The 15,409-nt window shown below is 39.0% G+C and carries 13 protein-coding genes; 9 read left to right on the forward strand and 4 right to left on the reverse strand.

Features of this window, described 5'->3' with window-relative positions:
• The first annotated feature begins 422 nt into the window (after positions 1-422).
• Positions 423-806, forward strand: coding sequence for a hypothetical protein (locus tag J2S07_RS18645; protein ID WP_307151922.1), 384 nt, complete (start codon positions 423-425; stop codon positions 804-806).
• A gap of 66 nt (positions 807-872) precedes the next feature.
• Positions 873-2,579: a hypothetical protein gene (locus J2S07_RS18650; protein WP_307151923.1), complete on the forward strand. Its 1,707-nt coding sequence runs from the start codon at positions 873-875 to the stop codon at positions 2,577-2,579.
• A gap of 115 nt (positions 2,580-2,694) precedes the next feature.
• Here the strand turns inward: J2S07_RS18650 and J2S07_RS18655 are convergent, their stop codons facing one another.
• Positions 2,695-3,588, reverse strand: coding sequence for a LysR family transcriptional regulator (locus J2S07_RS18655; protein WP_307151924.1), 894 nt, complete (start codon positions 3,586-3,588; stop codon positions 2,695-2,697).
• A gap of 209 nt (positions 3,589-3,797) precedes the next feature.
• Here J2S07_RS18655 and J2S07_RS18660 point away from each other — a divergent pair, with 209 nt between their 5' ends.
• Positions 3,798-4,694 (forward strand): 3-hydroxyacyl-CoA dehydrogenase, encoded by an 897-nt coding sequence (locus J2S07_RS18660; RefSeq protein ID WP_307151925.1) that lies wholly within the window; start codon positions 3,798-3,800, stop codon positions 4,692-4,694.
• 383 nt (positions 4,695-5,077) lie between these two features.
• A complete protein-coding gene (locus J2S07_RS18665) occupies positions 5,078-5,734 on the forward strand; it encodes a DsbA family oxidoreductase (RefSeq protein ID WP_307151947.1) in 657 nt (218 codons plus the stop codon).
• Positions 5,735-5,769: 35 nt separating this feature from the next.
• Here J2S07_RS18665 and J2S07_RS18670 read toward each other — a convergent pair whose 3' ends face one another.
• Positions 5,770-7,059 carry a phosphotransferase gene (locus J2S07_RS18670; protein ID WP_307151926.1) on the reverse strand — a complete coding sequence of 430 codons (1,290 nt, stop codon included), beginning with the start codon at positions 7,057-7,059 and terminating at the stop codon, positions 5,770-5,772.
• 251 nt (positions 7,060-7,310) lie between these two features.
• On the opposite strand from J2S07_RS18670, the gene J2S07_RS18675 reads away from it, so the two are divergent.
• A complete protein-coding gene (locus tag J2S07_RS18675; RefSeq protein ID WP_307151927.1) occupies positions 7,311-7,637 on the forward strand; it encodes a DUF3784 domain-containing protein in 327 nt (108 codons plus the stop codon).
• Positions 7,638-7,845: 208 nt separating this feature from the next.
• The gene (locus J2S07_RS18680) at positions 7,846-8,208 is read left to right on the forward strand and encodes a hypothetical protein (RefSeq protein ID WP_307151928.1); all 363 of its coding nucleotides are present in this window, start codon (positions 7,846-7,848) and stop codon (positions 8,206-8,208) included.
• A 119-nt stretch (positions 8,209-8,327) separates the two neighbouring features.
• Here J2S07_RS18680 and J2S07_RS18685 read toward each other — a convergent pair whose 3' ends face one another.
• Positions 8,328-9,197: a LysR family transcriptional regulator gene (locus J2S07_RS18685; protein ID WP_307151929.1), complete on the reverse strand. Its 870-nt coding sequence runs from the start codon at positions 9,195-9,197 to the stop codon at positions 8,328-8,330.
• A gap of 118 nt (positions 9,198-9,315) precedes the next feature.
• Here J2S07_RS18685 and J2S07_RS18690 point away from each other — a divergent pair, with 118 nt between their 5' ends.
• Together J2S07_RS18690 and J2S07_RS18695 are read left to right on the forward strand one after the other, a co-directional pair.
• Positions 9,316-10,593: an NCS2 family permease gene (locus J2S07_RS18690; protein ID WP_307151930.1), complete on the forward strand. Its 1,278-nt coding sequence runs from the start codon at positions 9,316-9,318 to the stop codon at positions 10,591-10,593.
• Positions 10,594-10,724: 131 nt separating this feature from the next.
• Entirely contained in the window at positions 10,725-11,432 is a 708-nt protein-coding gene (locus J2S07_RS18695) for a GNAT family N-acetyltransferase (protein ID WP_307151931.1), read from the forward strand.
• A gap of 67 nt (positions 11,433-11,499) precedes the next feature.
• Here J2S07_RS18695 and J2S07_RS18700 read toward each other — a convergent pair whose 3' ends face one another.
• Positions 11,500-13,545, reverse strand: a complete 2,046-nt coding sequence (locus J2S07_RS18700) for a molybdopterin-containing oxidoreductase family protein (RefSeq protein WP_307151932.1) — start codon at positions 13,543-13,545, stop codon at positions 11,500-11,502.
• 324 nt (positions 13,546-13,869) lie between these two features.
• Here J2S07_RS18700 and J2S07_RS18705 point away from each other — a divergent pair, with 324 nt between their 5' ends.
• A complete protein-coding gene (locus J2S07_RS18705; protein WP_307151933.1) occupies positions 13,870-15,372 on the forward strand; it encodes a TIGR02677 family protein in 1,503 nt (500 codons plus the stop codon).
• Positions 15,373-15,409 lie beyond the last annotated feature (37 nt).

Below are 15,409 nucleotides of genomic sequence, written 5' to 3' on the forward strand. Positions count from 1 at the left end.
GGGTTTCTTTAGTATTGCCTTTTTTAGATGCTGGTGGGTTTAAAATTTCCAATTCCTTAGATTTTTGGGCTTGACATATTACCGCAGGACTTTTTTAAGAACAGACCCATTACATATCTTCAAAATTTGATAAAAAAAATTTCAAGTTCTTTAGAAAGATGACAAAATACCCGTTTTTTGATCATAATCGAACCAAATTTTATGAATGTGAGGAAAAAAGTAGCATTTACTATAATAACATTATGTAAATTAAATGAAGGCAGTTGAGCATGAAAATATACCTATTCATCCATCATTTGTCTTTAAAGTGAAATAAGATTGTAACTTTCCTCATATAGTCCTTTGTTAAAATGTCATGTTAGAGTTAGGTTAAGCATAATCATGGCCAACGGGGTAAAAAAATTCATTCTTCGGAGGACGTTATGAATTTGGAAGAACAACTTACAAAGAAATCTTATTTTGAACAGTTCACAAGTGCGCATAAAGACCGACAGCCAGTACAAGTTTTAGGTGAGTTGTTTTTTGAGGAACAGCAAAAGGAAGCATATGATCTATCTTATATTCGCTTTGCACAAGGGGAGATCTACTTTCACTGTATGGATTTTGAAACGGCTATTTATAAATGGGAAAGCATTCATAATGAATTAGAGCCATGGGCAAAAAAGAATATGGCAGATGCCTATGTAGAGCTAGGTCTTTACGCGCATGCGGAGGACCTTTATAAAGCGATTGTGACCGACTCACTCATTTTAAATACTGAGATTGGCTTAGAACTCTTCTCTTTATACATACGACTGAGGAAGTAGGAGAAGGCCGATCAAACGATCAAAAGAGTCGTACAGTTAAATCCAGACTACCCAAACGTAACCGATTTGGCACGTAATTTTTACGAGGAGAATCAGGACTGGAAGAGTGCTGTTGAGCTTGCTGTCAATGAAGGGAAAAGGACAGAATCCCTTTCATGGTTTACTCAATTGAAAGGATATATTGATGAAGGTCGAACGAAAAGCTTTCCACCTGATTATTTCATAGAGTCCTTATTATTATTGAAAAGATTGAGCATGGCCCATTTCGAACAGTTACTTTCGTCCCTTTGGAAGCGGAATGATGACGAGAAGGAATTTCTGCTGTGGGTGAAAAGTCTAAATAGCCTATTTCAACAGATCGAGTATGACGAAGATGAAATTTGGTATGAAACTCAAGATTTATTTCAAGAGGTGTTCCTATCCTTGATCAAGGGAAAGTACCTAATTAAGGAAGTGGAGAAACTCATCCCTGATTTATTGAAAAACTGGGCAATGATCGCGGATCCCCCCCACGCCGCTCTTGCAAATGGAGCCATTTTGGCATGGAATGATTATTTTCCAACAACGCTTGAGCAAGCAGTTGTTGAACATGCAGAAAGCTATATTAGTGGTGAGGTGCTTGCGGTTAAAAACTTCGATGAAAGCTTCAATCTCTTAACCGAGATTCTTCAATGGGCAAAAAATGAGGCGATTGAAATTGATTCATCCCTTCATTTGGAAGGGGAACCACTTACTGTCGAGAATGAAGATATTTTACGAAGGCTCCAGGCTCATCCAGAGGCTGAGCGCAGCGAAAAGCTTCTACAGTTAATTGGGAGCATATTGAATAATATGTTGAGTAAGAAAAAAGAACAGGAAAAACAATTGATACAAAATATTCAATGGAACACGGATGTTCTATCAAAGCTTCGCGCGGGCATTCATCAGATAGACGACTGGAAAGATGGAAAAAACAATTTGATTAAGAAATCATTTCAAGCACGAAAAGAGGAGATAAGAGACTCGATCCAATCAGGCATTCCTGAAATTTTGAAGTCCTGTTCTGACTTGATTAGCGAGGACAGTGATTTTAAGAAGCTTTCGGTAGAAATCAATGATGAGATGAATCTTAGAGTTGAACTCTATTTAAGGGAAAAAGTAATGCCTCAATTCCAATTGAAGTTTCAGGACTGGCTGCAAGAGGTGGAACAAGAATTGAAGGAAAGCCAATATTTTATTCATGAGCTAACAGAAGGGCTGAACCAATTATTAGAAGAAAATAAGTTACAGATGGAATGTGACTTTCAGGTGCTCAATGATTGGAAGCGAGATATGGAGAGAATGACTACCTTTGTCACGTATGAGAAGGAGAATATCTTTCTACGATTTACTCCGTCTCAATTTCTCATCAAAAGTGCGGGGCGACTTCTGGGCTCAATCCCGCAAAACAAAGGTTTCTTGGCTAGCCAATATAAGAAGCTTATCGAAAATGAGGATTTTTCCGATGCAGTACAGTTGATTACGAAGAAATTTTTGCAGCAGCTTGAGTTATTTGAGCGAACATTGGAACGTGATATGATGTTGTTCTTCGAAAATCCGGTATCCGAGGCTAAGCAGGCAGTAGCGGAAATGGAGAAAGAAAAAGCGCAGTACCAAAAAGAGCTGGATGAACTGAAATCTCACCCTGAAAGGTTTTACGATCCAATTGTTCTCTTCCAGATCCGACAGCGCCAATTGGAATGGCTGGATATTGGAAGTGTTGGACAATTTGTGAAAGATGATAAAATCTTGTAGGGGTTAGAGGGCAATTTCCCTATCTGCCTTTTTCTTGAATGGTACAATATATTTATATTTCGTACTATGTAAAAAGCCACTTAGTTTCTCAGCTAAGCGGCTTTTTGTGTTTGTATTATTTATCCATTTGTGATGAAAGAAACTCTGTAAACTGCTCAATATGGTCAGAGATCGCTGTGTTTTTTCTCGTTATTCTACCTAGATAGTTTGCATGGGATGTAAGCCCATGAATCGGAATCATCACCAATTCATTTTGTATATGTTCAGGTAGGGAATGAACAATATGATCAGTTGCAATTGTAACCGCATTCCCTTTTATGACCATTTGAAAAAGGGACTCCACATTGTTTGAAATTAAGGCGATCATATTAGATGGATCCTCTAAATGAAGCATATCAGCGACCATTCGAATGTAAGGATCATTATATAATACAATCGTTTCATCCTTGATCTCATTGCTAGAAATAGCTTCTTTTATTCGTAGTCGTGAGCCTTTATGAACGACCAGTATCGCCCTATCTTCAATCATTGGCTTCCACGCAAGCTCCGCATCATTAATACCTTCTGGCAAGGAAACAAACCCAATTTCCGCCTGCCCATTCTTGACCTGTTTCAAAACTAGATTCGTATCTCCTTCTATCATTTCAATATTAATTGAAGGATACATTTTCTGATATTCTAAAGTCGCCCTGATAATATTCGGAACCATTCCAGGGGTCGTAGCAATCATAATAGTACCACAGCTTTTATTTTTCGAATGAGAAATGTCCTGTTTCATGACTTCTAACTTATCTAATATGGATATCGCATGCTTCATCGCTGTTTTGCCTTCAATGGTAGGGGTTACTCCTTTCCGAGAACGGACGAAAAGAGAGGCCCCTAGTTCCTCCTCAAGCTGGCTAATGGAAATACTGATCGCTGGAATTGTCATCCGATTCTTCTTCGCTGCTTCTGTAAACGAACCAAGTTCCCCGACATCCACAAAATATTGTAGTTGAATGATGTTCATAATTTTTCCCCTATAATAATTAATACTCTCTAAAATGATTATAATGAACTTTATTAGATTTGAGTACTAATATAAACTCTTGATTTCATCTCATTTAAATATATTTTATATCAAAGTAAATTTTATTAAATGTATTTTATTAGAATAAGGGTTTATACTATAAGTGTAGTAAAAAACTTTGAAATAATTTAAATAAGGGGATGCGGGAAATGAATTTTAAAAATATTACTGTTGCTGGCAGTGGTGTGCTAGGAAGTCAAATTGCATTCCAAACAGCGTTTAAGGGGTTTCAAGTAAGCGTATATGATATTAACGATGAAGTGCTTGACCGTGCAAAAGACAGATTTGCAACATTGAAATCGAATTATATGAGAGACTTAGGGGCTTCACAAGAAGAGGTTGATGCTGCTTACAATCGTCTTACACTTTTTTCTGACTTACAACAGGCTGTGGAAAATGCGGATCTAATCATTGAAGCTGTGCCAGAAGTCGTGGAGATCAAAAGAGATTTTTATCAAAAACTTGCAAAAGTAGCACCAGAAAAAACGGTCTTCGCTACGAATACATCAACCATGCTTCCTAGTCAATTCGCTGAGTTCACTGGTAGACCAGAGAAATTCTTAGCATTACACTTTGCAAATGAAATTTGGAATAATAATACAGCTGAGATTATGAGACATGCTGGTACTGATTCAAAGGTATTCGATGACGTAGTTGAGTTTGCGAAGGCAATCGGCATGGTCGCATTACCACTTCAAAAAGAACAACCAGGTTATATTTTAAATACATTGTTAGTTCCATTCTTGGCTGCAGCAGAGTATTTGGTTGTCAACGGAATCGCTGATCCAGAAACAGTGGACAAAACTTGGATGATTGCAACGGGCGCTCCAAAAGGTCCATTCGCTATTTTAGATATCATCGGCATCAACACACCATACAATCTTTCGGCCGCAAAAGCCAAAGCAGGTGACGAAGGAGCAGCAAAGGTTGCAGAGTACTTAAAAACTGAATTCCTCGATAAAGGAAGAATGGGTATTCAAAATGGGAAAGGTTTCTATGATTATCCGAACCCTCGCTATTTAGACAAGGATTTCTTAAATAACTAAAGTTACGTATCAGAAGCCATCTCATCATGTAGATGGCTTTTTTGAAGTTTATTTTAGGCTCTTTTCTCAAACATTGTTGCTTTTGAACAAAAACTAATTAGACAAAACGGTATTTGATGCAGACTATCTCTAGAAACAACGGAGAAAAGTGCTACTCAATCTATACGTATCGCACGCCTAGTAGGAAACGGAATGGCCGGCATTAAGGACATTCCAGAATCACAATCCGTGCGAAAACAGCCTTATTTTAAGAATGAAGTATCTTCAAAATCATATTGTGTGTAAGATTCCAATATTACCCGTATAATATTGTTGAATAACTGAATGGGGGGATATAGATGCAAATTGAGATGTGGACGGATTTCGCTTGACCATTTTGCTATATTGGCAAAAGGCGTCTGGAGGACGCTATCAAGCAGATTGACCATCCGATTGAAGTGACTTATCGGTGCTACCAATTGGACCCAACTATGGGCCGAGATATTAAGGAAAACATGTACGAAGTACTTTCCAAAAAGTATGGCATGAGTATCGACCAGGCGAAAGTAACGACAGGCAACATGGTTCAAATGGCAAAGGAAGCTGGGTTGGATTATCAAATAGATACGTTGATTTTGACAAACACATTTGATGCCCATCGTTTGACCATGTTTGCAAAGAAAAAGGGGCTTATGCAGGAAATGACGGAGCGCATTTTACGTGCGTATTTTACCGAGTCCAAGCATATTGGTGACCATCAGACGCTTACAGAATTAGCAGTCGAGATTGGACTGGACCGGGAAGAAGTAGGAAATATGCTCGCAAGTGACGAAATGGCGGATGCCGTTCGTTCAGATGAACAACTCGCTAGACAGTATGGTGTCACGGCAGTTCCGTTCTTTTTGATTAATAAAAAATACGCCCTCACTGGTGCTCAGCCGATAGAGGTGTTTGTCCAAGCATTAGAAAAAATCATCGCTGAGGATAAAATTGTGGTCTTAAATACACAGGATGGATTAAAATGTGACGACGAAGGCTGCGAAATCCCTAAAAAATCATAAAATAAACAGCACCACTCTCCGAGAGTAGTGCTGTTTCATGGATTTAACCATTTTTCAATATAATCCTCGATAATTTGCTGCTTATCCCAATTATCTCTAAATGTTGGGAAAATAAAAGTTTGATAGAGTACTAAATAGTATGCAGGTGCAAGGGTCTTTAGCATTCTGTATTCCTCAAGCAAGTAGGCTCTTGTTCCGTAGTTGCTCCATTGGCATAAATAATCCTCCAATAGAATCTCGGCACTTCGCTCTGAAAATAATTGTTTGACTTCATCCAACAACACGATCACACTTAGAAACGGATGAGAAAGTGAACAATCTGACCAATCAAAAATGATTGCATTTTCCTCTTGAATCTTGATATTCCCTCCAAAAAAATCACCATGCTCTAATGCTAGAGGAAGCTTCGAATGCTTCTCTAAAAGATCGCATTTTTCCAATATGTTAGGAAGACGATCCTTCAATCTCCAATAGGTTTCGCTGGATATTTCTCTTGTCCTGACCAAATCATCCAAGGAAGCTTTCAAATGAGAGCGGATTACCTGTGATACTGGTCTGATGGGACAATTCAATTTTTTGAGTTCATTTGTATGAAAAATGGACTCTTTTTGAATATGTGCAAGCCTTAGAAGCGATTGTCTCCAGTATTCTAAGTGATCGGTATACCCAAGTAATGATCCTCCAACCTCCTTCATGATGAACCATTTCTGTTCTATTTCGATACCAAGTATTTCCGGAACATAGGAAGGATGGTTTTCAAATAAGTAACGACTAACCGCTGGTTCATGTGAAAAAACATCGGGTACAGCTTTGAAGTAATAGCTTTCGTTTTCAGCCTGAACTCTAAATAAGGTGGATCTTTCCCAGCTTCTAATTTGTTCAAATTCTAGCGAATCGTGGGGCAGCATTTTTTGAACCCACTCTTCCATTTTTCTTCTCCAGCCAAACTCAAACCATGGAAAAGCAGAAGAAAGGCTAGCAGATAACCATATCTCCAAAATGGAACGGTCAGTATCATTCAATTCCTTGCATTGATTGAAATTGGACAGTTGTAGCCAAAGAGCATTTGAAGAAAGTAGTGGGGAACCCTCTAATACTTCTACTACATAGATCCGAACCCTATCCATTTGTAGAAAGCATTTTAATACATTGGTCTTTACCTGAAATTCTTTTTCGAAATATTCATTAATATGATTTGATACGGCAACATGTTGAATGCTAGGTTGAAAATATGGGAGGGATAGTCTCTCTGAACTAGAACTCAGTAATAATTTCTGCTCTTGTTTTGAATAAACAATGAATTTATAACACCAATTTATCTCCATTTGTGCACCTTCATCAAAATTATGTTTCTCCCCACAGACCGTTTTTCTCTTAGAGATTATCTCATAAAATGAAATCTACTTGCCAGTTATTCAAAAATGGCTTGAGACTATCGGGGATCTTTCTAAGGGTAAAATCTTTAGAAATTTTAATACGATCCTTTCTAACAGCTATACTTTTTCGTAAAGTTTTGAAACCAATAATCCCGTTTGCACGTATAATAATTATTACAAAAAAGTAAGGAGTAAAATCTATGGCAGCAGGTATAGTCAATCTAATTATTATGATTCCCTTCTTAATTTTCGCTATCTTTTTATCAAAAGGAAAGGGGGCTTTCTTGATCGCAGGGTATAATACGAAGTCTGACAGTGAAAAGGCTAAGTACGATGAAGTAGCTCTCTGCAAATTCATGGGAAAAATTATGTATGGAATTTGTTTCAGTCTATTTTTATGGTCATTAAGTGAAATGCTAGAGAAGCAATTCATATTTATTATTGGCCTTATATTATTTCTTTCACTTGTGATATTTGCATTAGTGTATGTCAATACAAGAAACCGATTTAAAAAGGATGTCTCATAACACCATTGTGACTTAAAAATATTCGACTACTGTCGGGTATTTTTTTGTTCATATTAAAAAAAAGTTGTCAAAAAAGACAGCCTGATCGCGGGATTAAACGACTCCCACCCATTTCATATGCAAGAAATCGTGGGTCAAGTGATGCTAAAAATAGATTTCAATCCTTTTTTGGATAAGCTATAATGAATGAGGGAGGAGGTGTCAAAAAATGAGTGAATCTAATATTGAAAATATGTTATCTCAGCTAATCAGGATGGTTGGTACAATTCAAACCAATCTTGAAGAAATGAAACAAGACATGGATGAAATGAAGCAAGACATGGACGAAATGAAGCGTGAACAGCTTGAAATGAAACGTGAACAGCTTGAAATGAAGCGCGAACAGCTTGAGATGAAGCAAGTTCAACATGAGATGCAGGTGAAACTGGATGAGATTGAAACCAAGGGTGAAGAACGGCACAAAGAAATATTAGCCCGCTTCAAGGCGCTTGAACAAGACCAAGATTTTATTTGGGAGAAAACAGCGCGAAATGAAAGGGAAATCGGCAACATCAAAAGACAATTAAGCTAAAGAAAAGCCCCGGTAAGTTCGTCCTTAGGGACCTACTCTTTCATTTTCTTGATTCAAGATAAGAAAATATAAAAAGACTCTGAACATCTTCTAAAGGCCCTAGATGGTCATGATTCCCTTTATGACATAATATTTTCCTTTACAAGCTCCATAAAATTCCTAGCAGGAGTAGAGACAAAATGTTGTTCCAGCCAAATGACTCCCATAGAAGAGTTCAATTGAGCATTGGATATCGGAGCTGCATAAAGATTTTTGTCTTTGTAAGCATCGAAAACAGACTTTGGCACCAAAGTAGCACCCATTCCTCCCTTCACGAGCTCCATTAACACATGCATATCGGAGCATTCAGCGATACTGGTTAGCTCGAGCTTATTTCTCGAGAATGCTTCAAGAATCGTATTGTAGCTGCCGAGACCCTCTGTGCTAGGGATAATTAGTGGCATTTGTGCTATCTCTTCTAAGGTTGGATCGTGCACTTCCTGATTGCTTACGAAAACAAAGGACTCATTCAAGAGATGATGATATGTTAATCCACGATGTTCAAGTGGAAGTCGTACAAATGCCATCTCAATCGCCCTCGATTTAACCATTTCGGTCAAATAATAAGAGTCGTTTTGGACAATTTTTAAGGAAACAAGGGGATATTGTTTGTGGAATAATTGAATCATATCCGAAAATCCCGAAAACGAGAGGGTGTTAATCCCGACTGAGAGGACACCTCTTTTTCCATCTTCTGTTTCCTGTAATTCATTTTTTATTTCCTCGACACTGTTTATGAGCTGTAATGCCCGGTTATACAGCAAATTCCCTTTGTCAGTTAACTCCATACTTTTTCCATTACGATCAAATAATTGAACCCCTAACTCCATTTCTAACTGCTTCAGCTGTATGCTTAAGGGCGGTTGAGACATATGCAGCCGATTTGCAGCGGCTGTTATATTTTTTTCCTCAGCTATTGCAATAAAATATCGTAGTTGTTTGATATCCATGCTTTCACCTACTATTTAAAAAATAAATGGTTTCTATATAAATTATATATTTTTCATATGGTATATGTCTATGCTATGATAACTATCGGTTTGATTCGTTAGTTAGAAAGGTGATTACATGGAAAATTTTTTCAAACTTAACCAACATGGAACGACCATTACGAAAGAATTTTCTGCAGGTTTTATTTCTTATATTACTGCAGTCTACATTATTATTGTCAATGCAACGATTTTGGCAGCAGCAGGAATTCCGCTAGAGGCAGGAATTATTGCGACCATATTAACAAGTTTTCTTGGTTGTGTCATAGTCGGATTATGGAGTAATACCCCTGTACTCCTCATTCCTGGTATGGGGCTTAATGCAATGTTCACTTATACCATCGTTCAATCTGGTGGATTTACTTGGCAGGAAGCACTCGCCATGGTGTTTATCTCAGGACTTATTTTTGTTGGGATTGCTTTTACCCCTTTGGCAAAGGTGATTACAAACTCCATTCCGAATTCCTTAAAGGAAGCCATTACAATTGGAATTGGTATTTTATTAATATTAATTGGATTTGAGCATGCAGGGATCATTACAAATTCAGACCATACCTTACTTGCCATTGGAGATTTAAGCAGTCCCATGGCGATCACGACCATGATTGGCTTAGTTATTACAGTTGTATTATTCATGAAAAATGTACCGGGAAATCTGTTATTAAGTATCGTCATTACATCCATTTTGACGATTTGGCTTGGGGGAGATTCTTTTAAAGGAATTTCGCTTTCGATGCCATCTTTTCATGAATATATGGGGGTATTTGGAGCGCTATCATGGGAACAGGCTGGAAATATCATTTTCTGGCTCACTTCACTTTCCTTTGCAATGGTCATTGTATTTGAAAATATCGGCTTAATACATGGTCATAGTAAAATGCTCAATCGCCCTGACAGCAGCAAGAAGTCACTCCAGGCTACGGCTGTTTCTGTTGTATCATCCGGGATTTTTGGAACCAGTCCCACTGTAGCATCTGTTGAGACAGCGGCTGGGATTACAGCTGGAGGCAGAACTGGATTAACGAGTATCGTCACCGGGATTTTATTTCTTGGTTCGCTTCTGTTTATTCCTGTTATCAAAATCATTCCTGCAAATGCGGTTTCGCCCGTATTGATATTAATAGGGGTTCTTATGCTGCAAAATATTGTTCATCTATCAATGGATGACCTAACAGAGAGTTTTCCAGCACTCTTAATCATTGTCCTAATCCCACTTACTTACAGCATTGCAGATGGGATGGCCATCGGGTTCATCCTATATCCTTTGATGAAATTAATGATGGGAAGAGGAAAGGAAATCCATCCGGCACTTTATATAATAGCGATTCTTTTTATTGGTAATTTTGTTTTTCAATAAGGTGTCTTATAAGATTTAATCATTGCAAGCTTGACGACCTTTTGGAGGTTTTCAAGCTTCCTTTTATTACTGAAGCTTCAAATGATGTTAAAATGGATATCAAACCATGAATGAAAATGGAGAGAAGAGACTTGCAGAAGATATTAAAGACAAACAGGATAGAGCAAACGAATTATATTGAGGAAGACTCAAACGAAAACTTTTATTTTATTGCAGGATATACAGATAATGGTTCAGCATACGGGGTTACATGGGAAGAATACATTTCTAATAACTTGTCGTTTAGACCTGCACAAAGAGATGATGCTCTGATTGCAGCCGAACTGATGCATCTTGCCATTCATGACATTGCAGAACAACTGACTGGAGAAGAGAAAACAGAAAAAATTAGAGAAATATTGGCTGATTTTTTTCGTTCAGAGGAAAATCGCTTGAGCTATCAAAACACGCTTGTTGCGGACATTGAAGGTGAAGTGGCGGGTATAGTCTTAACATATTTGGGTGAAGACGCTGGTCGATTGGACGAGCCCATTCTTGAACGGTTAAGAGAGAAGGGAAAACAGTTGGATATCTCCCTTGATAAGGAGGCAGACGAAGGAGACTTCTACATTGATACGGTATGTGTTCATAGCGATTTCCGTGGACATGGTATTGGTACAGAATTACTGAAAGAAGCGGAAAGATTGGCTATGAAAAAAGGCTATGAGCGAGTTTCACTTAATGTTGCTAACGATAACCCATCCGCCCAAAAGCTATACAAAAGCTTAGGATATATAGTAGAAAAAACCATACAGATTAATGGCCACCCATATGATTATATGGTGAAAACCCTAAAATAAATTGTCAGTCGTTTAAGTCAAAAAAGTCGACATGTGTTTGTACACTTGTCGACTTTTTTGTAGAGTACTATTTTTCTATTTTTTCCACCGCCACACGCCCTGAAAAGAATGTTGCTCCGCCGCCCATATCGGAGAGGCGATCAGGGGTGAGTGAGTTGACAAGCTGATTTAGGCCAGGCGCTGATGAGTATAGTCCTTGGGTGACGACAACACCTGGGAGAACATTTTCCCCAACCACTGCCTTCAATTCACATTCACCGCGCTCGTTCCAGATGCGGACCTTGTCACCATCAACAATTTCAAGACTCTCGGCATCCTCTTTATTTATGTGCAGCTTTGGGTCCTTTTCAAGCTGCTGATGCTTTTCATTATTTGAGAAGGTAGAGTTCAAGAAATTATGATTTGGTGCTGGGATGAATTGTAAAGGAAAGTCTCCATCATCCACTATTGGTGCATAATCGGGCAATGGAGAAAAGCCAGCACGTAGCATTTTCTTTGAGTAAAGTTCAATTTTTCTACTTGGTGTTGGAAGCTTTCCCGGCAATAATGGCTTTACCTTTGCTTTTACATAATTGTTCTCTTTTAATCGTTCAAGGCTAATTTCTTCTAAATAAGGATTATTCGCCGATTCGATTGCTCCACGTATCATTTCTTCATCAGTCTCTTTAAAGGCAGGCTCATCAAAACCCATTGCTTGAGCCAAAATCCTGAATACATCCGTGTTCGATTTAGCTTCCCCATATGGTTCAATCACTGGCTGCTGGAGCTGCATATAGTGATGCCAGTAAGAAGAGTAGAAATCCGTATTTTCATAGGATGATGTTGCAGGGAGGACAATATCGGCAAATTTTGCAGTATCTGTCAGAAACAAATCATGCACAACTGTAAATAGATCCTCTCTTGCTAAGCCTTCACGCACTTTATTTCCCTCTGGTGCAACAACGGCAGGGTTGCAGCTATAGACAAAGAGCGATTTCACTGGTGGGTCTAGCTCCAGAAGAGCCTTGCCAAGCTGAATCATATTGATCTTGCGCGTTTTCTTATTTTTTAATAAGTCCGGTCGCTGAAGATAGGCCTCGTTATGAGTGAGAAAGCCAGAGTTTGATTTATTCGCACCGCCCCCCTTTAGAAGCCATTGTCCTGTTAATGCAGGGAGGCAGGCAATGTTTCGGGTCGCCATTCCTCCATTATCATGATGCTGAAACCCATTTCCAATGCGAATGAATGATGGGGAAGTGGTACCGTACATGCGAGCGAGCTTGTAGATATCCTCTGCAGGCACTCCAGTTATTTGAGAAACTCGCTCTGGATTGTATTGAACGACATGCTCGCGTAGCTCCTCATGACCTACTGTAAATTCCTCCAAAAACTCCTCGTTGACTAAGTTTTCTGCAAATAAGATGTGCATAATACCAAGAGCTAGAGCTCCATCTGTGCCTGGTAAAATCGGAATAAACCAATCAGCCAACCGTCCAGTTTGATTTTTGTGTACATCAATAACGACGATTTTTGCTCCGTTTTTCCGTGCTTTTTGGGCAGTGGTTATTTGGTGCATATTCGTGCTGACGGCATTGATCCCCCAGAGAATGAAAAGCTTTGCATGGATGGTGTCTTCAGGGTCCGTTCCAATGTTCCCACCCATTGTGTACTTATATCCTGTCGTTCCCGCTGCCTGACAAATGGTTCGATCGAGTCTTGATGCACCAAGTCGGTGGAAAAAGCGACGGTCCATTCCTTCTGCTGTTAGGTTCCCCATATTGCCGTAGAAGCTGTAGGGAAGAATGCTCTCGGGACCATCAGTCTCGATCAGTTTTTTCCACTGGGTAGTGATTGTTTTGATAGCTTCATCCCAACTGATTCGCTCAAATTTTCCTTCTCCCTTGGCACCAATGCGTTTCATTGGATATTGCAGACGGTTCTCGTCATAAAGCCGTGCTGCTATATTGCGCACCTTGTTACAAATATTGCCTTGCGTAATCGGGTGATTTGGATCTCCCTCCACCTTAACGATTTTCCCATCCTTCTTATGTACAAGAAGTCCGCATTGATCGGGACAATCAAGGGAGCAGACGGAGGGGAAAATGCCGTCTTTTTGGCTGGCAAATTGAGTCATAACCTAGTCTCCTCTAATGGTCATATATTTAATAATTCCGATAGAAAATTAGATACTAAATATAATAGTACAAATCGGAATATCTCGCAAAGAAATAAACTATAGTGTGTATTTTTATAAAGAAAAATAATGGTGCATGAGCAGGGGATTCTGAAAAAGGGAAAATTTCTCGAGAAATCTGAAATTATTTACACTAGAAATATTAGGAAAGTTATTTCCGTTTTCACTCCTTCATATTTCCATTACAATAGAAATAGGACTAGATAAATTAGAATGGGAAAAGGAACCTATCCCTATTTTTCCTAAAAAGCAAGGGTGATTTGTTTGGATGTTACGATGAAGAAAGTGGTCGAAGCTAGTTATTTAACTGCTGATTCGGCCGCACAATATCGAACGATTTTACGTTATTTTTATCATCAACACGAACGAATGCGAGATTTCGTCGCACCGGAAGAAATTCTTGAGTATATGCGCTCTATTCCATCATTCTCTGATTATCAAGAAGAGCAGTTGCATCAGCAGCTTGCACAACTTGTCAAGTGGAATAACTTGATTGCGCGGCAGGATATGACGAATGCTAAGACCGTGGAGGAGTACAAGAAGAAACGTTTTCGCTATCAATCTACTCCTTATACGATTGAGATTGAAAGAATGCTTGTTGTCCTGGAGAAAAAAGTGGGAGATACATTTCAAGGTTCACTGGAGCGCTCCCAGTTTGACCGTCTTTTACAATCACTTATCGTCTTACAACAGGAAACTGAGGGCAACCTCTCGAAAGATGCAGAGGAATATATGCGCATGTGGGAGGATGTTTTTCGTTATTTTCAAACGATTCGAACAAGTACCGCTGATTATATCGCTTATATTAATAGTGAACAAACCGATCAACGGATGCAAACGGAAGCGTTTCTCGTTTACAAGAATCAATTTACGACCTATTTAAGAGATTTTATCGTTTCCTTACAGAAGACATCCCTGCAGATTAGTGAACGCTTACAGGAGCTTTCCTCTACACGCTTGGAACCTTTTTTTCAAAAATTAGTGGAGCATCGAAACTCGATTCCGAGGCTTGAAGATGTAAGCTCTTCAGCAGATGAATGGAAGACGGAGTATCGGGAATTCTGGGATTCTCTAAGGCATTGGTTCTTAGGGAGTAGCTCGCAGCAAAGTGAATTAGAGATGCTGCAATGGCAAACAAATGAAATGATTCGACGTATGACTCGATATGTCCAGCGAATTGGAGAGAGACAGCAGCATTTCCGTAGCCGAAAAAATGATTATCTGCATTTAGCCAAATGGTTTGCGGATGCTGCTTCAATAGATGAAGCTCATAAGCTATCATCTGTCGTCTTTGGTGCTATGACCATTCAGCACCTTCAGCTAGAGGAGGGAACAACAGATAATCTACATTCAGATACATGGGATGAAGAACCGATTGCTATCATGTTAAAGCCTAGAACGAATCGGTACCGGGAAAAAACAAAGCCAGGGGCTATGAAGTCTAACGAGGAAAAGAAGCGGCTGCAGCGGGAACAATATTTGCAAGAGCGAAGACAAGAGCGCGAACTCATCGACCAATATATGAACGACCAAAAAATTCAGCTGTCACAAATACGAAAAGTAGAACCTTTTGTTCGTAAGGTTCTTCTCGGATGGATTGGTAAATCAATGGCGAGCAAGGATCATAAAGTTAAGACGGACTACGGACTGATTGTAAAAGTAACTATCGATAGGGAGAACATGATTTTACTGGAATCCGATGACGGAATTTTGAAGATGCCAGATGCGTTGTTTGAATTCGAGGAGCAAGGGAGTGGAAAAGGGTGAAGCAAGAACAAGTTCTCGATTTTGATGAAAAAGCGAT

The sequence above is a fragment of the Anoxybacillus andreesenii genome (assembly GCF_030813005.1).
GTDB lineage: Bacteria > Bacillota > Bacilli > Bacillales > Cytobacillaceae > Robertmurraya > Robertmurraya andreesenii.